The sequence below is a fragment of the Microbacterium rhizosphaerae genome, from assembly GCF_034120055.1.
Classification (GTDB): domain Bacteria; phylum Actinomycetota; class Actinomycetes; order Actinomycetales; family Microbacteriaceae; genus Microbacterium; species Microbacterium rhizosphaerae.
In genome coordinates this window covers 2,890,299-2,909,445 of the sequence record NZ_CP139368.1, presented here as the reverse complement: position 1 = coordinate 2,909,445, position 19,147 = coordinate 2,890,299, and the positions used below count along the sequence as shown (strand labels likewise).

The following is a 19,147-nucleotide window of genomic DNA, read 5'->3' as shown; positions in this document are numbered from 1 at the left end:
CGGTGCACGAGATCAGTGTCGGCGGGGACCGTTCGGCTGATGTCATCCACATGTCAGGGTTCCGTAAAGCCTCTCGCCCGCGACGGTAGCGTTTGTGCTGTGCGTGAGTTGACCGAGAGCGGCTGGGCGTTCGTGACAGAGCGTCATCTCGCGACTCTGTCGACGCTCGCCCCATGGGGTGGCATCCATGCGGTGCCGGTCGGGTTCACCTTCCACGACGGCATCCTGCGGATCATCGCGTCGCGCCAGTCGCAGAAGGTGCTGAACGTGCGCCGCGATCCGACCGCGACCGTCAGTCAGGTCGAGGGTGCGACATGGATCGCGTTTCAGGGCGCGGCCTCGATCCACGACGACCCCGCCGACGTCGCGCGTGCGGTCGCCCTGTACGCGGAGCGCTATCGCCAGCCGCGCGAGAACCCGCACCGGGTGGCGATCCACGTGGTGCCGCACCGGATCATGGGGAGTGCAGGGCTGCTCATCGAGCGCTGATGTCCGGGGACGTCATCGCGTGAATCGGGATGCTGCCGCCCCTGGCGCAGCGATTTCTTGAGGAGAAGAACCAACAGTGGGAATCACCGTGGGAGCCCTGGTCGCCGTCTTCGTGGCTCTGTATATCGTGCTGGTCGTCCGCCGCAGGAAGTGAACCGCGATACTCGTGACCGTCGGCGGGCCTCTCCATGGCCCCCACGTCGGCGGCTTCAGCGCATGCATCAGCCCGTGTCCCGGCAGGGGTCGCCGGTCCTGTCGCCTCGATGCCTCATGAGCATCGACGACGTCACGATGTCATCCGGTCCCCGCGCAGAGCGAGGACCATCGTGGCGAGGTCCTCCGGGTCGTCGAGGTCGAGCTTGGTCAGCTCCCGCGCACGGCGCAGGCGGTGATCGAGCGTATTGGGGTGGATGTGCAGGCGCTTGGCGGTCTGCTGGCGGTCGCGATGCAGCTCGACGTAGGTCGCGACCGTACGTCGCAGGTCGCCGCTCGGACCGCTCTGTTTCGCGCCGAGCGGATCGGTGACGCGGCGGCGGAGGTCGGCCGCCAGGCGCGGCGCGCGGGCGAGCAGCAGGTCGAGGGTCAAGTCTCCGATCGGCACGATCCCGGTCCGGCTGTCACGCACGGCGATGTCGATACCGAGCCGGATGTTGGCGAGGCTCTCGGCGAGTTCTTCGCGCGCGACCTCGACGTCCACAACCGCCACCGCAGCGGCCGGCAGAGCGATCGTGGGATCGCGGCGTGGCGATGAGAGCCCGACGACTCGATCCCCTTCGGTCAGTGCGAGCACGCCGCCTGCTCGCAGTCCGGCCGCGGCCCGGGCATGTGCGTGCGTTCCCGCGCCCGAAATCGTCGCCGCGAACGTTGTGAATCTGCCGCTTACCGATAGGCCCAGGCGGGCGGCGGCTTCGTGGTGACTCGTGTCGAGGGCATCGCCTTCGAGCAGCGCGTCCAGCAGCGCTCGCAACTCGCGCTCTTGCTCCGAGACCAGGTGCTGGCGCTCCTCGAGGTACGCGGCGGCGACGATGCCGGAGACCCGATCGAGGTAGCTCATCACCAGCTCGGCGGCGCGCAGGAGCGCGTCACGCTCGTCGGCCGCGGCCTCCGCGACCAGGACGCGCCACACTGCGGTGGCTCCCATCCGGTAAGCACGCAGCAGGTCTTCGACCGGCATGGCTTCGGCCGCGCGGTTCTTGGCGGACGCGCCGAACTCATCCAGGTGCGCGGTCTGAGGCTCTTCACCGCCGGCGACCCAAGCCAGGCACAGGTCGAGGTTCTGGCGGATGACCTCCAGGATCTGGCCGCGGAGGACGGACTCGGGCAGGCGCGAGTAGCCGGGGATCTCGGTACGGAATGCGTCGAGCAGGGCCTCGGCGAGATCGTCGCGGTCGATCCGCTCGGTCAGAGCCGCAGGCGGTTGGCTGATCTTCCCCACCCCACCATTGTGACGGATCACAATATTTCTGAGACGGGTCCTCTCGCCAACGTGCTGGTCGGATGTGAGCCTGACATGGATCCCGACGCGCAGCGCTGCGCGGCGCTTCATGACCCTCACCGCGGCCCGTCGTAGGCGCGCGCGATGTTCCCGAGGCACGCCGTGACGCACTGCACATGTCCACTGAGGAGAAACAACCATGCATCGTCATCTCGCTCGCGCCACCGCGCTCGTCGCCGCCGCCGGCGTGCTGTTGCTGTCGGCCGCGGGTGCGTCGTCGGCATATGCCGCGCCAGCGCCCCCATCCGAGAAGCCCCATGCCGATCCCGCCCTTTTCCAGGTCGGCACCGCGGTCGTCGACATCTCGCCCGACAAGCCGATGGTCGACGGCGGCTATAGCTCGAACTACCTCGTCACCGGGGGTGTTCACGATCCGCTGCAGGTGCGGGCGTTCTTCGTCGGCCACGGCACGCAGGCCGTGACGTTCGTGTCGGTGGACTCGCAGGGGTGGTTCGCCGCCTATCAGGCGCCGAACGTCGGCGACGGCGCCGACGACGCACGCCAGGATGCCGCCGCTGCGCTCTCCACGCGCGGGTACGACGTCAGTGCCGCCAACATCGTCGTGTCGGCCACGCACGACCACGCAGCCCCGACGATCATGGGCATCTGGGGTCACACCGACCCGACATACGTGCACCGCGTCAAGGAGGCCGCGGTCCAGGCCGTCCTCGATGCGGAGGCGAACGCGCGCGCGGCCGAGCTGTGGTCGGCGACCGGCACCATCCACGGCCTGCTCTCCCAGGTCCAGGGCACCGATCAGATGGCCGGGTTCGCCGTCGACGACCAGCTGCCGATCCTGTGGGCCCGCGAACCCGGCACCGGCGCGACGATCGGCATGTACGCCGACGTTCCGGTCCACGTCGACGAGTACGACCCCAGCGACCCGGGCAACAACCAGTTCAGCGCGGACTACCCCGGGTACGTCCGTGATCGCCTTGCCCAACTGTTCGGCGGCACCGCAGTGATCGCCGCGGGTACACTCGGCCGTCAGGAGACGATCGGGGCGGCCGGCGACTACGCCGAGGTCACTGAGCAGGGACGCTTCGTCACAAACGCGGTCACTCGGGCGCTCACCACTGCGCATCGCATCACTGACACCACGCTGGCGGCCGCGAGCCAGTCGTTCTCGACCGCAGCCGAGAACCAAGGGCTGCTCGCCGCGATGTCGTGCAACCACGCGAACGGGCCGCTCGGCTGCCCTGGCCCGCTCAGCGAGCCGGCGAGCAACGGCACCAGCGGCACGTGGGACTGGCGTGCGGTCGGTGGCATCTTCACGGTCAACCGCTCACTCGATGCGCCGTACTTCACCGCCGCCGGCCGCATCGGCACGTCGGCGACCGTCGCCCGGGTGGGCGATCAGGTGTACGCCACGGCCCCGGGCGAGGCCTTCCCTGAGGTCACGGCCGCGATCCAACGGTCGTTTGCCGCGTCACCGGGCATCAGCGCCGCGCACATCATCGACCACGGCGGCGACCAGCTCGGCTACTACTGGGATCAGCGGCCGGGCGTCTATCCGCCCGCTCAGCTCGCGCAGAGCGATTTCGCCAGGTTCAACGTCGGCTCGCAGCTCGCGCAGGACAACGTCGACGCGGTCCGCGCCGCCGGCGAGCTGCTGGGTCTGCATCCGACTGCTGAGCAGCCGTACGCGCAGATCGACAACCCGAACGCGTTCTCGCAGCCCACGATCCAGTTCTATCCCGACCAGGTCGAGAGCGATGACCCGACGGTGAGCTTCTACGGCACGGCGAAGAAGGCGCAGGCGTCCGGCTCCGCGTCGACGTCCATCGGATCGACTGCGGCAACGCAGCGCGATGGCGCGATCAGCTGGGACTTCGGTGACGGCACGACCGAGATCCACCCCATCTCGGCGCGCTTCACCCACACGTTCGCGCGACCGGGCATCTACCAGGTGCGCGCGAGCGTCACCGACAACCTCGACCACACCTACACCTGGACGCAATCGGTGCAGATCGACCGGCCCCTGTCCGCGGCCGTCGACGAGGACCCCGAGCGGGGGAACACGATCGTCCTGACTGCGCACGCTCGTGGCGGGCAGCAGACGAAGGTCCTGGCCGCGCACTGGACGTTCGCGGATGGCACGACTGCCGACGGGCCGACCATCACCATGCCGCACAAGCACATGGACGGATCCGTGACGATCACGGACGGGGCGGGCAACACCGCGACGACAGACGTGCACATCAACTGACCCGCATCGAGGCGGTGTCTCCCATCCCGGCGTGGCCGGGTGGGAGACACCGCCTTCGCGACTCACGTCGGGGATGCGCCGCTTCGGATCCGCATCCCGCCGGCCGCGTGCTCCGGACTCAGCTGGCCGGAGGGGCGGGGACCGCCGACCCGTAGGCGACGTTGAAGCCGTCGGTGTCGCCATCCGGTTTCGAGGGTGTCGAGACCTGGACGCGGTTCTGCACCATGACGCCGCTGTCACCGGTCGTGAGGCCGGGGTTGATGCCGTTGACCGTGCCCGGATCGAACGTCGACTGGCCGTAGTGGGCGAGCGTTGCGACCTTGCCGCCGACCTGCGGCGCCTCCTCGATCCATTCGGCCGACGTCTGCGGTCCGGTGTAGTTCTGCACGGTCGAGAACGACCCGCCGGTCGTCGTGTCCGTGAGGGTGATCGTCCAGGACGTTCCTGAGCCCTTGACGATGGAGGCGGTCATCACGTCGCCCGGGTGCACGGTGATCGAGCTGATGCGCGTCTCGGAAGCGGGGAGGATCTCCCACCACGCCGCGTAGGTCGCCCGGCCGTGCGAGTTGTCGGACTCGGTGCCGGTCTGGATCAGGTTCGAGTTGTTGAAGCCGTCGATGCCGATCCAGTTCGACGAGTACGTCGCGGTCTTGGTCGACCCGGCCGCCGGCACTGTCCACGTCCCGGTGATCGCGTTGTAGGGCGCACCGGACGTGATCGCGTACCCCGACCAGTTGGACGACGACCAGGCCGCCGCGGTCGTGGTCGCCGAGTGGTTGGGAATTCGTGGCTTGTGGACGATCGCCTCTGCACCGGATGCGGTCGGCCCGAGCAGCGCTGCCGCCACCAATCCGACCGAAGAGACCGTCGCGACCATCCTGCGCCAGACCATAGCCCACCCCGCTCTCATCGTTTCGCCGGCTCCGATGCAGGCGAAGAGGACGCAAGTCTAGGGCGGGCTCGGCGTCTGCTGTGGGCGCATCCAGCAGAACCATAGGATGGCGCCGCACGAGCGTAACCTGGTGGTGTGAGCCCGTTCGTGCCGACGTACACGGCCGCGCAGGTGCGTGCGGCCGAGGCGCCGCTGCTGGCCGCTGGAGTGCCGCTGATGCAGCGCGCCGCGGGGGCCCTCGCATCCATCGTCGCCGAGCTCTCGCCGACGCGCCTGCTCGTCCTCGCGGGGGCGGGAGACAACGGCGGCGACGCCCTCTTCGCGGCGGCGGATGCGGCGTCCCGCGGCGTCCACGTCGACATCCTGCGCACGTCCGACCGCGTCCACGAGGGCGCGTGGGCGGCCGCGCTCGCGGCGGGCGCCCGCGAGGTCGAGACGATGGATGCCGAGTACGACCTGGTGCTCGACGGCATCCTCGGCATCGGCGCCCGCGGCGGCCTGCGCGGACGTGCCCGCGAGGTCGTCGCATCCCTGCTGCCGATGAGGCCGCGGATGGTCGCCGTCGATCTGCCGAGCGGCCTCGACCCGGACGACGGCGCATCCGACGGAGTCGTCCTGCCGGCCGACACGACGGTGACGTTCGGCGCCGTCAAGTCCGGGCTGGCGCGGGGGAGCGGCCCCGAGGTCGCCGGGCGGATCGTGCTCGTGGAGCTGGGGCTCGATCCGGGCGATCCTGTCGGGTCGGCCGAGGTCGCCGAGATCCGCATGGGTTGACAGGGGTACCGCCGGTACCTGGATCACGCGGCCCTGGAAGGGATGCTCGCGCTGCGGTCGAATGGAGGGGACACGGCGACGGAAGGAGCCCCGCATGCACACGAGAAGACTGGGTCAAGGACTCGAGGTGTCGGCCATCGGCCTCGGCGCCATGGGGATGTCGATGAGCTACGGACCGAATCCGGGCGATCGCAGCGACATGATCGGCGTGCTGCGGTATGCGATCGAGCAGGGCATCACCTTCATCGACACCGCGGAGGTCTACGGCCCCTACGAGAACGAGGAACTCGTCGGAGACGCGATCGCCCCTGTGCGAGACCAGGTGGTCGTGGCGACCAAGTTCGGCTGGAACATCGTCGAGGGGAGGATGCAGGGCACGAACTCGCGGCCGGAGCAGATCCGCCGCGTCGCCGACGCATCCCTCGCCCGGCTCGGCGTCGACAGCATCGACCTCTTCTACCAGCACCGCGTCGACCCGGCGGTGCCGATCGAGGACGTCGCCGGCACCGTGGGGGAGCTCGTGGGAGAGGGAAAGGTCAAGCACTTCGGGCTCTCGGAGGCGGGCGCATCCACCATCCGTCGCGCCCACGCGGTCTTTCCGGTGACCGCCGTGCAGAGCGAGTACTCGCTGTGGACACGCGATCCCGAGGCGGAGGTCCTGCCCGCCCTCGTCGAGCTCGGCATCGGCTTCGTTCCGTTCAGCCCGCTCGGCAAGGGCTTCTTCACCGGCACGGTCTCGGCGGACTCGTCGTTCGCTCCCGGAGAGATCCGCGCCCGGGTGCCGCGCTTCGAGGCGGAGAACCTCGCCGCCAACCAGGCTCTGATCGACCACGTGCGGGCGCTCGCGGAGGCTAGGGGCGGAACGCCGGCCCAGGTCGCTCTCGCGTGGCTGCTGGCGCAACATCCCTTCATCGTCCCGATCCCCGGCACCCGACGCCGGGAGCGGATCGACGAGAACGCCGGCGCGACGGCTCTGGCGCTGTCGGCCGACGACATGGCCGACCTCGATCGACTCGTCGAACGGTTCGGGATCGCGGGCGAGCGTTACGACGAATCCGGGATGCGGATGGTCGGCCTCTGAATCCGCGACCGCGGTTTACGCTGGCCGCATGAGCGACTACCAGGTACTGGAGATGGGCGGGCTCGACCAGTGGCGCAGCCACTACGGAGGATTCCGTCCGCAGAGTTCGCGCGACGGCCGTCGGGTCGTGGATCACGACCTCGAGATGACCTACATCGGCATGACGGCCAACTCCTTCGAGCCGGGGGAGCAGGCCGGCTACTGGCACACGCATACGCGCGTCGAGGAGCTCTACGTCTTCCTCGACGGCTTCGGCCAGATGGGCCTGAACGACGTGGTGGTGGATGTGGGGCCCGGCACGGTCGTCCGCGTCGGCCCGGGCGTCTGGCGCACGTGGCGGGCCATGCCCGACACGCCGGAGCAGCTGCGGTGGCTGTGCATCCGCGCGGGCGGGTACGAGCTGCCGCACCTGCCGGACGACTCGACGCGCGACGAGGAGCGCCCGGCGCCCTGGACCGACTGACCGCTCAGCCGACTCGCAGCTCCTGCGGCTCGACCACCACGTCGACGAGCGCGCCGTTGCGCCACACGGTCATCTCCATGCGGCGGCCGATGGCGTCCTCGATCATCCGGCGCTGAAGGCCGGTCGGGTCGAACACGGGCGTGCCGTCGATCGACAGGACGATGTCGCCCGGGCGCGCACCGGCCTCCGCGGCAGGGCTCCCGGCGATGACCGACACGATCTGCAGCCCGTTCGGTGAGCCGACCTTCGTCGCGGCGTCCGGGCTCAGGGCCACTTTCGCGCCGGCCACTCCCAGCCACGCGCGGCGGACGCGGCCGCTCGTTCGGAGCGCGTCGATGATCGCGCGAGTCGTCGCGTTGATGGGCACGGCGAGCCCGAGCCCGACGCCGGCGACGGCCGTGTTGACGCCGATCATGCGACCGGAGCTGTCGGCCAGCGCACCGCCGCTGTTGCCCGGGTTCAGCGCGGCGTCGGTCTGGATGACCTCGTCGATGACGCGACCCGCGCTCGTCGGCAGAGAACGGCCGAGCGCCGAGACGATGCCGGCCGTGACGCTCCCGGCGAAGCCGCGCGGGTTGCCCAGAGCCACGACGAGCTGGCCGACCTTCAGCCGTGCCGCATCGCCGAGGGTGACGGGATGCGGCGTCCCGCCCCGCGCGCGCAGGAGGGCGAGGTCGGAGAGCACGTCGGCGCCGACGATGTCTGCCGGAGTCGTCGTTCCGTCGGAGAAGGCGAGCTCGACCGCGACGGCCCCGGCAACGACATGCGCGCTCGTGAGGAGGAGCCCGTCGTCGGTGATGACGGATGCGCTGCCGGCGCCGCCGCCCTGCCGGGTGCGCACGGCGACGGATGCGACGGAGGGCAGCACCGTCTCGGCGACCCGGATCACCGCGGCCGAGTAGGCATCCATCGCCTCCGCCTCGGCATCGGCATCCGCATCGTCCACGCACACAGTCTCGGACCGCCGTCGTGCGGGTCGGCCCGAGTTCGCCGAGGGCGCACGACAGCTGCGATTCAGCCGAGACTCCCAGCGCACGCACTTCCATTTTGGATGCCAAGCAATTAGTTTGATATCCAAGTAACGCGATCCATCCGATCGCGCCCATTCACGCGGACAGCGCACAACGCGAAGAGGCGGAGCACATGCGGGAACTCACGCATTTCATCGGAGGCGAGCACAGGGCCGGCGCATCCGGTCGATACGGCGACGTGTTCGATCCGAGCACGGGAGAGGTGCAGGCGCGGGTGCCGCTCGCATCGACCGAGGAGGTGACGGCGGCGGTCGCGACCGCGTGCGCCGCGCAGCCCGGGTGGGCGGCGACCAATCCGCAGAAGCGGGCTCGGGTGATGATGCGCTTCCTGGAGCTGATCGCGCAGGACACGCCGTCGCTGGCGCGGCTGCTGGCCAGTGAGCACGGCAAGTCGGTGGAGGATGCGAAGGGCGACATCCAGCGCGGCGTCGAGGTCATCGAGTTCTGCGTCGGAGCGCCGCATCTGCTGAAGGGCGAGTACTCGACGGGCGCCGGAACAGGCATCGACGTGTACTCGCTGCGGCAGCCCCTCGGCGTGGTGGCCGGGATCACGCCGTTCAACTTCCCGGCGATGATCCCCCTGTGGAAGATGGGCCCGGCGCTCGCGGCCGGGAACGCCTTCATCCTCAAGCCCAGCGAGCGCGACCCCTCGGTGCCGCTGCGGATCGCGGAGCTGTTCCTCGAGGCGGGACTGCCGGCAGGCGTCCTGAACGTCGTCAACGGCGACAAGGAAGCGGTGGATGCGCTGCTGACCGACGAGCGCGTGCGCGCGATCGGATTCGTCGGTTCGACGCCGATCGCGCAGTACATCTACGCGACTGCGGCCGCGAACGGCAAGCGCGCGCAGTGCTTCGGCGGCGCGAAGAACCACATGATCGTGATGCCCGACGCCGACCTGGACCAGGCCGTCGATGCGCTGATCGGCTCGGGGTACGGCTCGGCGGGGGAGCGGTGCATGGCGATCTCAGTCGCCGTCCCGGTCGGCGAGGCGGTCGCCGACGCGCTGGCCGAGCGGCTGGCGCAGCGGGTGAAGGACCTGAGGATCGGGCCGTCGCTCGAGGAGGGCATCGACTACGGCCCGCTGGTGAACGGCGCCGCGAAGCAGCGCGTGGAGGGGTACATCCAGAAGGGGGTGGATGAGGGTGCGACCCTGCTCGCCGACGGCCGCGGCTTCAGCGTGCCCGGGCATGAGGGCGGCTTCTTCCTCGGCCCGACACTGTTCGACCACGTCACGCGCGACATGTCGATCTACCGCGAGGAGATCTTCGGCCCCGTCCTCGTCATCGCCCGCGCCCGGGACTACGAGGACGCCCTGGCGATGGCCACAGACCACGAGTACGGCAACGGGGTCGCGATCTTCACGCGCGACGGCGACACCGCCCGCGACTTCACCGCACGGGTGGATGTCGGCATGGTCGGGGTGAACGTGCCGATCCCCGTGCCGATCGCGTACCACACGTTCGGCGGGTGGAAGCGGTCGATGTTCGGCGACCTGAACCAGCACGGCCCGGACGCGTTCCGGTTCTACACGAAGACCAAGACCGTGACGAGCCGCTGGCCGTCCGGCCTTCGACAGGCTCAGGCACCGACGGAAGGGGTGAGCTTCGTCATCCCGACGATGCACTGACATGTACGTAGACATGACTGAGGAGCGCACGGCGCTCATCGACGCCGTCCGGGACTTCTCGGACGTCCACCTCGCACCGTTCGCGAACCAGCGGGATACCGAGAAGGCGCTGCCCCTGGACGCGCTGCGCGCCGCGGGCGAGCTGGGGCTCGGCGGCATCGTCGTCCGCGAGTCGTCCGGCGGCTCGGAGCTCACCCGCAGCGACGCGGTCGCCATCTTCGAGGAGCTCGCCAAGGGCGACACGGCCGTCGCCGCCTACATCTCGGTGCACAACATGGTGACCTGGATGATCGATGCCCACGGCACCGAGGAGCAGCGGCAGCGATGGCTCCCGGGCCTGTGCACGATGGAGGATCTCGGCAGCTACTGCCTCACCGAGCCGGGTGTCGGATCCGACGCGGCCGCGCTCGTCACCTCCGCCGTCCGCGACGGCGACGAGTACGTCATCAACGGCGTCAAGCAGTTCATCTCCGGCGCCGGAACGTCTGCCGTCTACGTCGTCATGGCTCGCACCGGAGGGCCCGGCGCACGCGGGGTCAGTGCCATCGTCGTGCCCGCCGGCACCCCCGGCCTCTCGTTCGGGCCTGCGGAGAAGAAGATGGGGTGGAACGCCCAGCCGACGCGCCAGGTGATCTTCGAGGACGTGCGGGTGCCGGTCGGCAACCGCCTGGCCGAGGAGGGCGACGGCTTCGCGATCGCGATGAAGGGCCTCGACGGCGGCCGCATCAACATCGCCGCATGCTCACTGGGAGGGGCCCAGTGGACCCTCGACCGCGCCCTGCGCTACGTCCACGAGCGCGAGACGTTCGGTGCGCCGCTGGCGACACGACAGAGCATCGAGTTCGCGCTGGCCGACATGGAGATCGACCTGCAGGCGGGGCGGGCGCTCGTGCAGCGGGCGGCGGCGAAGCTGGATGCGGGGGCCCCCGACGCCACGGTGGCGTGCGCCGTCGCCAAGCGCTTCGCGACGGATGCCGGCTTCCGCGTCGCCAACCAGGCGCTGCAGCTGCACGGCGGCTACGGCTACCTGCACGAGTTCGGCATCGAGCGGGTCGTGCGCGACCTGCGCGTGCACCAGATCGTGGAGGGCTCCAACGAGATCATGCTGCGCATCATCGCCCGCGACCTCCTCGCTTCCGGAAGGAGCGCATCATGACCGCTGTCGCCTTCCTCGGCGTGGGCCACATGGGTCTGCCGATGGCGCGCAACCTGGCCGCCGCCGGGCACGATGTCACGGTGTTCGACGTCGTCCCCGCCGCGGTCGAGGCGGCGCGCGACGCGGGACTGCCCGTGGCCTCGTCGGGGGCGGATGCCGCAGCATCCGCCGATGTCGTCATCACGATGTTCCCGGCGGGTCGTCACGTGCTCGACGCGTACCGCGGCACCAACGGCCAGGCGAGCCTTCTCGCGGCCGCCGAGCCCGGCACGCTGTTCATCGACTCCTCCACCATCGCCGTGGACGAGGCGCGCGAGGCGCACCTGCTCGCGGAGGAGGCGGGACATCGCTCCGTGGACGCGCCCGTCTCCGGCGGCGTGGTGGGTGCGGAGAAGGGCACTCTCGCCTTCATGGTCGGCGGCTCCGACGAGGACTTCGCCGCCGCATTGCCGCTGCTCGAGCGCATGGGCGGCCGCATCGTCCACTGCGGCGGTCCGGGCCTCGGTCAGGCGGCCAAGGTCTGCAACAACATGATCCTGGGGGTCAGCCAGATCGTCGTGGCCGAGGCGTTCGTGCTCGGGGAGCGGCTCGGGCTGTCGCACGAGGCGCTGTTCGACGTCGCCTCGCACGCCTCCGGGCAGTGCTGGGCGCTGACGACGAACTGCCCCGTGCCCGGGCCCGTCCCCACGAGCCCGGCCAACAACGACTACCGGCCGGGCTTCGCCGGCGCACTGATGGCCAAGGACCTCGGTCTCGCCGCGCAGGCGATCGCCCTCACCGGAGCCGACGCGCAGCTCGGGCTGCACGCGCAGCAGATCTATGCCGCCTTCGCCGAGGGCGACGGCGCGGGGCAGGACTTCTCCGCGATCATCAACGTCATCCGCGCGGCCGGCTGAGCGCGGGAGCGGCCCGCCGGGGTCCTCAGAGGCGGTCGGGTGTCGGGCGGATGACGAAGTCCGCCTGACGCTCGCGGAACCGCGCGATGATCCGCACGAGGGCGACGGCATCCTCCTGCGGCATGCCGATGTCGGCGAACACGTCGCCGTTGAGCACGGCGGTCGCGCGATCGACGAGGTCGCGACCCGCATCCGTGATCGTGAGAACGGCCGCGCGTCCGTCGTCGGGGTGCCGCTCGCGCTCGACGAGGCCGTCCTTCACGAGCCGGTCCAGCGCGCTCGTCACGCTTGCCGGATGCACCTGGAGCCGCTTGACCGCGCGAGTGAGCGGCACGCGCCCGTCATGGGTGAATGCGATGAGTCGCAGCAGCTCGAATCGCGCGAATGTGAGGTGGAATGGGCGCAGTGCCGATTCGATTCGCGCCATCAGCAGCTGCTGTGCGCGCATGATCGATGTGACGACCGTCATGCCCTCGGCCGCGTCGTCCCATCCGTGCGCGATCCATTGCCTCTTCGCCTCGGCAATGGGGTCTATCGGAAGGGGATCGTGGCGTGTCATGGGCGCGGTTCTCCGTAGCAGATCACAATGCGCACGGCCGACGGGCCAGTACCGTCGGCCGTGCGCATTGCAGGTGAAATGCGTTCAGTTCGCGGCGTGGTATGCGGCGATGATGTTCTCCGGGATGCGTCCGCGAGTGGCGACCGCATAGCCGTTCGACTCCGCCCACTCCCGGATGGAGGCGTTCTCGTTCGCTGCACCGCGGCGGGAACGCGGGCGCCGGGGCGCCGATGCGGACCCGCCGGAGATGCGACGACCCGCACGGATGTACGGCTCGAACGCTTCGCGCAGGGCCGCGGCATTCTTGGACGAGAGATCGATTTCGTAGGGAATGCCGTCGAGCGAGAAGAGCACCGTCTCTCCCGCGCCGACCTCGAGGAGGGACCCGTCGACATCGTCGACGAGCTGATGAATGATCTTCTTGGCCATGATGTCAACAGTAATGGCGCATATGAACGTATGTCACGTTCGAATGCGATATATCGGGTATCTCCACAGAATGGATTCAGGGCATCAATCCCGCGCGTCGCGCCTTGGCCACTGCGGCATGTCTTGTCGTCACATCGAGTTTCGCCATGGCTGAAGCCAGATAGGACTTGATGGTGACCTCTTTCAGCCCCAGTGCGTCTGCGACTCCGGCGTTCGTCGCGCCGAGTGCGACGCACGCGAGCACGTCGATCTCGCGCGGCGAGAGCCGGACGTCGAGCGCGGGATCCGCCTGCTCGCGCGACAGGGCGGCCAGTCGGCGCTCGAGTCGCCGGAGTCGCTCGCGGATGCCCGCGTCGCCGACCTCGGCCGAGATGGCACGCAGCTCGGCATAGCTCTCGCGGAGCTCTTCGCGCGCCGCAGGCGCGATGCCCGATGTCTCGGCGGGCTGGGGCATGTGCGCCAGTCTGCGCTGCACCTCGTCACGGATCCGCAGCTCCGCGGCCACCTCGTCTGCGATGCCGAAGGCCGGGCGCGCGACCGCGTCGCCGACCGGCGCCTGAGCCCACGAACCGCAGTAGAGGACGCCACGGGTGCGTCCGCTCACGAGGATCGGCACGGCGAACAGCGTGGCGATGCCCTCGCCGAGGATCGCGCGGTCGTAATCGTGCGTGATGGTCTTCGCGGTGCGGTAGTCGAGCGCGAGACGTGGACGGCGCTCGACGAAGGCGCGGCCACCCAGACCGCGAGAGGCCTGGACCACGAGCCCCTCGAGATGACGGGTGCGCGCGCCCGCGATCGCCGAGACGTGCACGGCTCCGTCATGCTCGAGCCCGCCGAAGGCGAGCGGGAAGCTCGTGCGCTGAGTCAGGGCGGTGACGGCACGCGCGACGACGGCGTGCTCTGACACGTCGGTCGTCGCTGCGCGCATCCGCTTTCCTGTCTGTGCTGCCGCACGAGGGATGATCCGGCCGCCCCTGGCCGTGGGCACTGACGATACCATCGCACGCTCAGCGCATCCCGTGGAGCCCGGGCCGAAGCGCGCCGCACGCGGCCTACACGCCCGCGGCGCGCTCCAGGTCCAGCAGGGCCCGCTTCATCTCCGGGTGGCCGCCGTACTCTCCGAGGGAGCCGTCGGAGCGCACGACGCGGTGGGCGGGCACGACGAGGGAGAAGGGGGAGCGGGCGCACGCCGTGCCGACGGCACGATGTGCGCGCGGCCTGCCCGCAAGGGCGGCGACCTCGCCGTAGCTCGCGGTCTCGCCGTAGGGGATGCGGCGCACGGCCTCCAGCGCCTCGCGGGTGAAGCCGCCCACGTCGCCCCAGTCCAGGTCGACGTCGAACTCGCGCCGCATCCCCGCGAAGTACTCGTCGAGCTGCGCGCTCAGGGCCGCCGCCGGCTCGGGATCGTGGACGGGTGCCGTGCGCAGCCGGAGTGCGATGCGCTCGATCGCGGCGTCCTCCGGACCGTCGAGCATGTCGAGCGCGACGAGCCGATCGTCCGCGAAGACGAGGAGCATGTCACCGACGGGCGTGGAGTGCGTGGTGAAGGAGGCGGTGGTCATGCGTCCATCCTGAACCGGGATGCCCACGCCCGGGCGCTCGCCGAGAGGGGAGGGCAGTGCCGGCATCCGTCGCATCCTGGGGAGGAATCCCGTGAATACCGGCCGAAATGCCCGGGGGAGCGCCCCTGCGCGCATACGCTGGCTCGTGTGTGGCGAGGCGAGGAGCGTGCGGCGATCGGACTGGAGGACCCCGTCCTCCCTTCGGCCGTGAAGCCGGCGAATCTCGGACTCGGGGAGCCGGGGGTGACCGTGACGCACATCGCCGAACCTGAACGTCAGCGGCTGAGGGAACAGGCGGCAGGCCTGGGCGGCCGGTCGACGCTGCTGCACTTCCGCGACGGCACCGACGCCGGACTCGAGATCACGAAAGCGCATCCGGGGAGCCTCCCGCAGTTCTTCACCGGGCGATCCACTCTTCTCTCGAACCTCTTCCGCGATGAGGTCGCGCTGCGCAACGCCCGCCTCGCGGCCGAGCGCATCACCGCCAAGAACGTCGAGCTGCGCACCGCGCGGGGTCTCGACGTCGTGTACCTCGCGGTCGGTCTCGCGAACTGGCGCTTCGACGACGAGGAGTTCTGCGGCCCGGTGCTGCTGCGGCCGCTCGCGATCCGGCGCCATCACTCGGACTTCGAGCTGAAGCCGCACGGCTCGCTCTTCGCGAACCCCGAGCTCGTCCGCTCGCTCGAGCAGCAGTACGGCGTCTCGGTCCACGGCCGCACCCTCGCCTCCCTCGCGCACGACGCCGGCGTGTTCAAGCCGCAGCCCGTCATCGACCACCTGCGGGCGCTGACGACCGAGATCCCGAGCTTCACTGTCAAGCCGCGCCTCGTCATCTCGACCTTCGCCGACGTCGCGTCGGGCATGGCCCGCGATGTCGTCGACCTCGAGCACCCGGTGCTCGACGCGCTCGCCGGGCACATCGATGCGCGCGAGACGCTCAAGCTGCGGCGGGAGCCGCCGACAGCGGTCAACGCGGACGACAGGCCGCCGGCATCCGACACCCTCCTCCTCGACGCGGACGGCGAGCAGGAGGCCGTCCTCGCGCGCATCGCGGCCGGGCATTCGCTCGCGGTGCACACGCTGCCGGGCACGGGCGGCACGCAGACGGTCATCAACGCCCTGGGCGCCCTGGTCGGCGCTGGTCAGCGCGTGCTCGTCGTGAGTGCGCGTCGCTCGACGCTCGAGGGCGTGCGGCACCGGCTCGCGGGCATCGGCCTGGACGGGCTCGCGGTGTCGCCGCGCAGCATCCGTCGCGATCTCGTGCGGGCGATCGGACGCAACGAGAAGGCCGAGCAGCCTCGCGTCGCCGACATCGACGACGCCCTCGTCCGGCTGCGCACCGTGCTGCGCGACTACCGCGCCGCGCTCACGCAGCGCCACGATGCGTTCGGCGTCTCCACGCTCGACATCGTGCGGCGGCTCACCGCGCTCGCGGCGCAGAGCCCCGCCCCCTCGACGACAGCCCGGTTGGATGCCGCGACCCTCGCCCGCCTCGCCGGTAGTCGGCGCGCGGCCGCGCAGAAGCTCGCCGCCGCCGCGCGACTCGGCGAATTCCGGTGGGGACCCAACGACTCGCCGTGGTACGGCGTCTCGTTCGCCACGACCGAGGCCGCGCGCGCCGCGCATGCGCGTGCCCGCAAGCTGCACCATCAGGAGGTGCCGGCGCTGCTCGAGCGCGGCTACGAGCTCATCGGCAAGACCCGGATGCGGCCCTTCCAGACGATCGACGAGCTGGGCGCCTACCTGCGCCTGCTGCAGGGCATCCGCGACTCGCTCGACCGCTTCAGCATGACCGCCTTCGAGCGTCCGCTGGGCGAGCTGATCCAGGCCCACGCGCCACGCGGAGACGCATCGCAGATCGCCGGCGCGCAGCGACGACGGCTGAAGCGGCTCGCGCGCGAGTACGTGCGGCCGGGCGTGCACGTCCCGGACATGTACGACGCGCTCGTGCGCATCCAGCAGCAGCGCACCGAGTGGCAGCGACTGGTCGCCACGGGCATCGCGCCCGAGGTCCCGGTCGGATTGGCGGACGTCCTCGTCGCGTGGCAACGGGTGCACGCCGAGCTCGGCGAGCTCGACGCCGTGCTGGGCCGCCACGGGGCGGACCGCCTGGCGTCGCTGCCGGTGGCCGGACTCGTCCGTGCGCTCGCGGGCCTGGCCGCCGACTCCACCTACTTCGACAACCTCGTCGAGCGGGCGACCATGCGCTCCGAGCTCGCCGCCATGGGGCTCGAGCCGCTGCTGGCCGAGCTCTCCGTGCGGCATGTGCCGGAGGACCGCGTGGGAGACGAGCTCGAGTTCACGTGGTGGCAGTCCGCGCTCGAGCACCTGCTGCGTACGGACAAGGCCCTGCTCGGCGCGAACACGGCGGTCGTCGATCGCCTCGAGCGGGACTTCCGTCTCGTCGACGAGGCGCACGCCGCCGCATCCGGCCCCCTGCTCGCCGCGAAGCTCGCCACGCAGTGGCGGATCGGCATCGTCGACGAGCCGGACGAGGCGACGGCCCTCAAGCAGGCGCTGAAGGCCGGCACGGCGGCGCCTGCCGAGCTCGCTGCAACGGCGCCCGTGCTCATGCGCGCGCTCGCACCGGTGTGGCTCGCATCCCCGTACGAGGTGCCCGAGATCCCGGCGGATCCCCTATTCGACGCGGTGCTGATCGCGGATGCGGGCGCCCTGTCGCTCGCGGAGGCCGCTCCCGCCCTGCGCCGGGCACGTCAGGTCGTCGTCTTCGGCGATCCCGTCACGCAGAAGCCCACGCCGTTCGAGGTCGCGTCGCAGCTGCGCGCCGACGAGGGCGAGCACGCGCCGTTCGATGACGCCAGCGTCTTCGAGCGGCTGGCCGAACTGCTGCCGGTGGAGACCCTCACGCGCAGCTATCGCGCGGGCGGCGAAGACCTGGCCGAACTCGTCAACGACGCGTTCTACGGCGGCGAGATCGTGTCGCTGCCGTGGGCCGGCTCGTACCTCGGGCGGGGCAGCCTCGCCGTCGACTACGTCGAGGGCGGCGTGGGCGTGCCGGATCCGGTCACGGGAGCGGTCGAGAGCCCGGACGCGGAGGTCGCCCGCGTCGTCACGCTCGTCGTCGAGCACGCCGTGAACCGCGGCTCCGAGTCGCTCATGGTGGTCACGGCATCCCGTCGCCACGCGGAGCGCGTGCGCGCCGCGGTGGGCGAGGCGTTCGCGGGACGCTCCGACGTCGCGGACTTCGTCGCGCGCGACACCGCCGAGCCGTTCGCGGTGCTCGCGCTCGAGGAGTCGGTCGCCGAGAGCCGCGACCGCGTGATCTTCTCCCTCGGCTACGGGCTCACCAAGCACGGGCGTGTGCTCAGCGACTTCGGCGACCTCTCGACCCCGGACGGCGAGCGCCTGCTGACCGTCGGGATGACGCGCGCCCGGCGCTCGATGGTGATCGTGTCGTCGATCCGGCCGAGCGCGTTCGACGAGGGCCGGCTCGAGTACGGGGCCGCGACGCTCATGGGCATCCTGGGCGGCATCGCGGCCCGCGCCCGTGAGGCCCGTCTCGAGGACCTCGCCGATCCGCTCACCCTCGCGCTCGCACGCGAGCTGCGGCGCCTCGGCGTCTCCGTCGACGTGCACTACCGCGGCCTGCTGCCGCTGGTCGCGCAGCACGGCGGCAAGGCGGTCGTCGCGGAGAGCGATCCCGAGGCGCACGGCGAGTCCCTGCGCGAGTCGCTGCGGCTGCGGCCGCAGATCCTGCGACGTCTCGGCTGGCACTACGTGCGCGTGCACGCCTTCGACCTGTACAGCGACCCCGCCGATGTCGCGGCGCGCATCGCGGCGATGCTCGGCATCGGGCCGGATGCCGCGGCCGTCGACCCCGACACGCAGCCCCTCGATGTCATCGAGTGACAGCGGGCGCAGCGATCGTCAGCGCGTGGAGAAGGTGCCCGGACGGCGCCGAGCGCGCCTGACGCCCGCACCCGGGACATCCGCCGAGCCCGTGCCCGCAGACGACGAACCGGATGCCGCCCCCGATGCGGGGAGCACGGCATCCGGTCCGAACGACGAGCGCATGCGGCGGGACGTTCCGCCGCACTATTAGCTCTGCTGCTGCTTGTCCAGGAGATCGCGGATCTGCACGAGCAGCTGCTGCTCGGTGAGCACGGGCTCCTCCTCGGTCTCGGAGACGCCGGCCTTGCGGGCCTGACGTTCCTTGAACTTGTTCATCGGCATGACCAGGGCGAAGTAGACGACCAGGGCGACGGCGAGGAAGTTGATGATCGCCGAGATGATCGCGCCGATTCCGATGTGCGCATCCGCGAAGAGGCCCGGGATCGTGATGGTCCAGCTTCCGAGGTCGCCGGATGGCACGAATGCGCCGAGCAGCGGGTCGATGAGCGACTTGACGATCACCGTGATGATCGCGGTGAATGCTGCGCCGATGACGACCGCGACGGCGAAGTCGATGACATTGCCGCGGGTGATGAATTCTTTGAAGCCCTTGATCATCATGTCTCCTCAGG

The 19,147-nt window shown here is 70.4% G+C and carries 18 protein-coding genes; 10 read left to right on the top strand and 8 right to left on the bottom strand.

The window, feature by feature from the left end; all coding sequences use genetic code 11:
- Positions 1 to 99 precede the first annotated feature (99 nt).
- The gene (locus SM116_RS13185; RefSeq protein WP_320941435.1) at positions 100 to 489 is read left to right on the top strand and encodes a PPOX class F420-dependent oxidoreductase; all 390 of its coding nucleotides are present in this window, start codon (positions 100 to 102) and stop codon (positions 487 to 489) included.
- Between the two features lie 286 nt (positions 490 to 775).
- On the opposite strand, the gene SM116_RS13180 is transcribed toward SM116_RS13185, so the two are convergent.
- Positions 776 to 2,035: a PucR family transcriptional regulator gene (locus tag SM116_RS13180; RefSeq protein WP_320941434.1), complete on the bottom strand. Its 1,260-nt coding sequence runs from the start codon at positions 2,033 to 2,035 to the stop codon at positions 776 to 778.
- A gap of 88 nt (positions 2,036 to 2,123) precedes the next feature.
- On the opposite strand from SM116_RS13180, the gene SM116_RS13175 reads away from it, so the two are divergent.
- The gene (locus SM116_RS13175; protein WP_320941433.1) at positions 2,124 to 4,193 is read left to right on the top strand and encodes a PKD domain-containing protein; all 2,070 of its coding nucleotides are present in this window, start codon (positions 2,124 to 2,126) and stop codon (positions 4,191 to 4,193) included.
- A 118-nt stretch (positions 4,194 to 4,311) separates the two neighbouring features.
- Here SM116_RS13175 and SM116_RS13170 read toward each other — a convergent pair whose 3' ends face one another.
- Positions 4,312 to 5,085, bottom strand: a complete 774-nt coding sequence (locus SM116_RS13170; RefSeq protein ID WP_320941432.1) for a G1 family glutamic endopeptidase — start codon at positions 5,083 to 5,085, stop codon at positions 4,312 to 4,314.
- A 135-nt stretch (positions 5,086 to 5,220) separates the two neighbouring features.
- Here SM116_RS13170 and SM116_RS13165 point away from each other — a divergent pair, with 135 nt between their 5' ends.
- The 3 genes from SM116_RS13165 to SM116_RS13155 all read left to right on the top strand — a co-directional run bounded on the left by SM116_RS13165 (position 5,221) and on the right by SM116_RS13155 (position 7,403).
- Positions 5,221 to 5,859, top strand: coding sequence for an NAD(P)H-hydrate epimerase (locus tag SM116_RS13165; protein ID WP_320941431.1), 639 nt, complete (start codon positions 5,221 to 5,223; stop codon positions 5,857 to 5,859).
- 94 nt (positions 5,860 to 5,953) lie between these two features.
- Entirely contained in the window at positions 5,954 to 6,940 is a 987-nt protein-coding gene (locus tag SM116_RS13160) for an aldo/keto reductase (RefSeq protein WP_320941430.1), read from the top strand.
- Positions 6,941 to 6,968: 28 nt separating this feature from the next.
- Positions 6,969 to 7,403, top strand: coding sequence for a cupin domain-containing protein (locus SM116_RS13155; protein WP_320941429.1), 435 nt, complete (start codon positions 6,969 to 6,971; stop codon positions 7,401 to 7,403).
- Positions 7,404 to 7,407: 4 nt separating this feature from the next.
- Here SM116_RS13155 and SM116_RS13150 read toward each other — a convergent pair whose 3' ends face one another.
- Positions 7,408 to 8,313 (bottom strand): S1C family serine protease, encoded by a 906-nt coding sequence (locus tag SM116_RS13150; protein ID WP_320944178.1) that lies wholly within the window; start codon positions 8,311 to 8,313, stop codon positions 7,408 to 7,410.
- A 233-nt stretch (positions 8,314 to 8,546) separates the two neighbouring features.
- On the opposite strand from SM116_RS13150, the gene SM116_RS13145 reads away from it, so the two are divergent.
- The 3 genes from SM116_RS13145 to mmsB are packed head-to-tail and all read left to right on the top strand — an operon-like array spanning position 8,547 to position 12,113.
- Positions 8,547 to 10,061, top strand: a complete 1,515-nt coding sequence (locus SM116_RS13145; protein ID WP_320941428.1) for a CoA-acylating methylmalonate-semialdehyde dehydrogenase — start codon at positions 8,547 to 8,549, stop codon at positions 10,059 to 10,061.
- Positions 10,062 to 10,074: 13 nt separating this feature from the next.
- Positions 10,075 to 11,217, top strand: a complete 1,143-nt coding sequence (locus SM116_RS13140; protein ID WP_320941427.1) for an acyl-CoA dehydrogenase family protein — start codon at positions 10,075 to 10,077, stop codon at positions 11,215 to 11,217.
- The gene (gene mmsB, locus SM116_RS13135; protein ID WP_320941426.1) at positions 11,214 to 12,113 is read left to right on the top strand and encodes a 3-hydroxyisobutyrate dehydrogenase; all 900 of its coding nucleotides are present in this window, start codon (positions 11,214 to 11,216) and stop codon (positions 12,111 to 12,113) included. The genes SM116_RS13140 and mmsB overlap by 4 nt, the downstream gene beginning before the upstream one ends.
- Positions 12,114 to 12,138: 25 nt before the next feature.
- Here the strand turns inward: mmsB and SM116_RS13130 are convergent, their stop codons facing one another.
- From SM116_RS13130 to SM116_RS13115, 4 genes are all read right to left on the bottom strand, one after another.
- Entirely contained in the window at positions 12,139 to 12,672 is a 534-nt protein-coding gene (locus SM116_RS13130) for a MarR family winged helix-turn-helix transcriptional regulator (RefSeq protein WP_320941425.1), read from the bottom strand.
- 84 nt (positions 12,673 to 12,756) lie between these two features.
- Complete coding sequence (locus SM116_RS13125; protein ID WP_320941424.1) at positions 12,757 to 13,101, bottom strand: histone-like nucleoid-structuring protein Lsr2; 345 nt, start codon at positions 13,099 to 13,101, stop codon at positions 12,757 to 12,759.
- A 76-nt stretch (positions 13,102 to 13,177) separates the two neighbouring features.
- A complete protein-coding gene (locus SM116_RS13120) occupies positions 13,178 to 14,029 on the bottom strand; it encodes a LuxR C-terminal-related transcriptional regulator (RefSeq protein ID WP_320941423.1) in 852 nt (283 codons plus the stop codon).
- Positions 14,030 to 14,153: 124 nt separating this feature from the next.
- On the bottom strand, positions 14,154 to 14,663 hold the full coding sequence (locus tag SM116_RS13115) for a methylated-DNA--[protein]-cysteine S-methyltransferase (RefSeq protein WP_320941422.1): 510 nt from the start codon (positions 14,661 to 14,663) through the stop codon (positions 14,154 to 14,156).
- A gap of 147 nt (positions 14,664 to 14,810) precedes the next feature.
- Between SM116_RS13115 and SM116_RS13110 the strand changes: the two genes are divergently transcribed.
- The gene (locus SM116_RS13110; protein ID WP_320941421.1) at positions 14,811 to 18,533 is read left to right on the top strand and encodes an AAA family ATPase; all 3,723 of its coding nucleotides are present in this window, start codon (positions 14,811 to 14,813) and stop codon (positions 18,531 to 18,533) included.
- A gap of 25 nt (positions 18,534 to 18,558) precedes the next feature.
- Positions 18,559 to 18,726, top strand: coding sequence for a hypothetical protein (locus SM116_RS13105; protein WP_320941420.1), 168 nt, complete (start codon positions 18,559 to 18,561; stop codon positions 18,724 to 18,726).
- Here the strand turns inward: SM116_RS13105 and mscL are convergent.
- Positions 18,723 to 19,133, bottom strand: coding sequence for a large conductance mechanosensitive channel protein MscL (gene mscL, locus SM116_RS13100; RefSeq protein WP_320944177.1), 411 nt, complete (start codon positions 19,131 to 19,133; stop codon positions 18,723 to 18,725). The genes SM116_RS13105 and mscL overlap by 4 nt on opposite strands.
- Between the last annotated feature and the right edge of the window lie 14 nt (positions 19,134 to 19,147).

Coding starts and splice junctions, on each gene's coding strand:
- SM116_RS13170 (WP_320941432.1), bottom strand. CDS start 5,085: ATGGTCTGGCGCAGGATGGTCGCGACGGTCTCTTCGGTCGGATTGGTG.
- SM116_RS13140 (WP_320941427.1), top strand. CDS start 10,075: ATGACTGAGGAGCGCACGGCGCTCATCGACGCCGTCCGGGACTTCTCG.
- SM116_RS13150 (WP_320944178.1), bottom strand. CDS start 8,313: ATGGATGCCTACTCGGCCGCGGTGATCCGGGTCGCCGAGACGGTGCTG.
- SM116_RS13180 (WP_320941434.1), bottom strand. CDS start 2,035: ATGAAGCGCCGCGCAGCGCTGCGCGTCGGGATCCATGTCAGGCTCACA.
- mscL (WP_320944177.1), bottom strand. CDS start 19,133: ATGATCAAGGGCTTCAAAGAATTCATCACCCGCGGCAATGTCATCGAC.
- SM116_RS13125 (WP_320941424.1), bottom strand. CDS start 13,101: ATGGCCAAGAAGATCATTCATCAGCTCGTCGACGATGTCGACGGGTCC.
- SM116_RS13145 (WP_320941428.1), top strand. CDS start 8,547: ATGCGGGAACTCACGCATTTCATCGGAGGCGAGCACAGGGCCGGCGCA.
- SM116_RS13160 (WP_320941430.1), top strand. CDS start 5,954: ATGCACACGAGAAGACTGGGTCAAGGACTCGAGGTGTCGGCCATCGGC.
- SM116_RS13130 (WP_320941425.1), bottom strand. CDS start 12,672: ATGACACGCCACGATCCCCTTCCGATAGACCCCATTGCCGAGGCGAAG.
- SM116_RS13175 (WP_320941433.1), top strand. CDS start 2,124: ATGCATCGTCATCTCGCTCGCGCCACCGCGCTCGTCGCCGCCGCCGGC.
- SM116_RS13155 (WP_320941429.1), top strand. CDS start 6,969: ATGAGCGACTACCAGGTACTGGAGATGGGCGGGCTCGACCAGTGGCGC.
- mmsB (WP_320941426.1), top strand. CDS start 11,214: ATGACCGCTGTCGCCTTCCTCGGCGTGGGCCACATGGGTCTGCCGATG.
- SM116_RS13120 (WP_320941423.1), bottom strand. CDS start 14,029: ATGCGCGCAGCGACGACCGACGTGTCAGAGCACGCCGTCGTCGCGCGT.
- SM116_RS13115 (WP_320941422.1), bottom strand. CDS start 14,663: ATGACCACCGCCTCCTTCACCACGCACTCCACGCCCGTCGGTGACATG.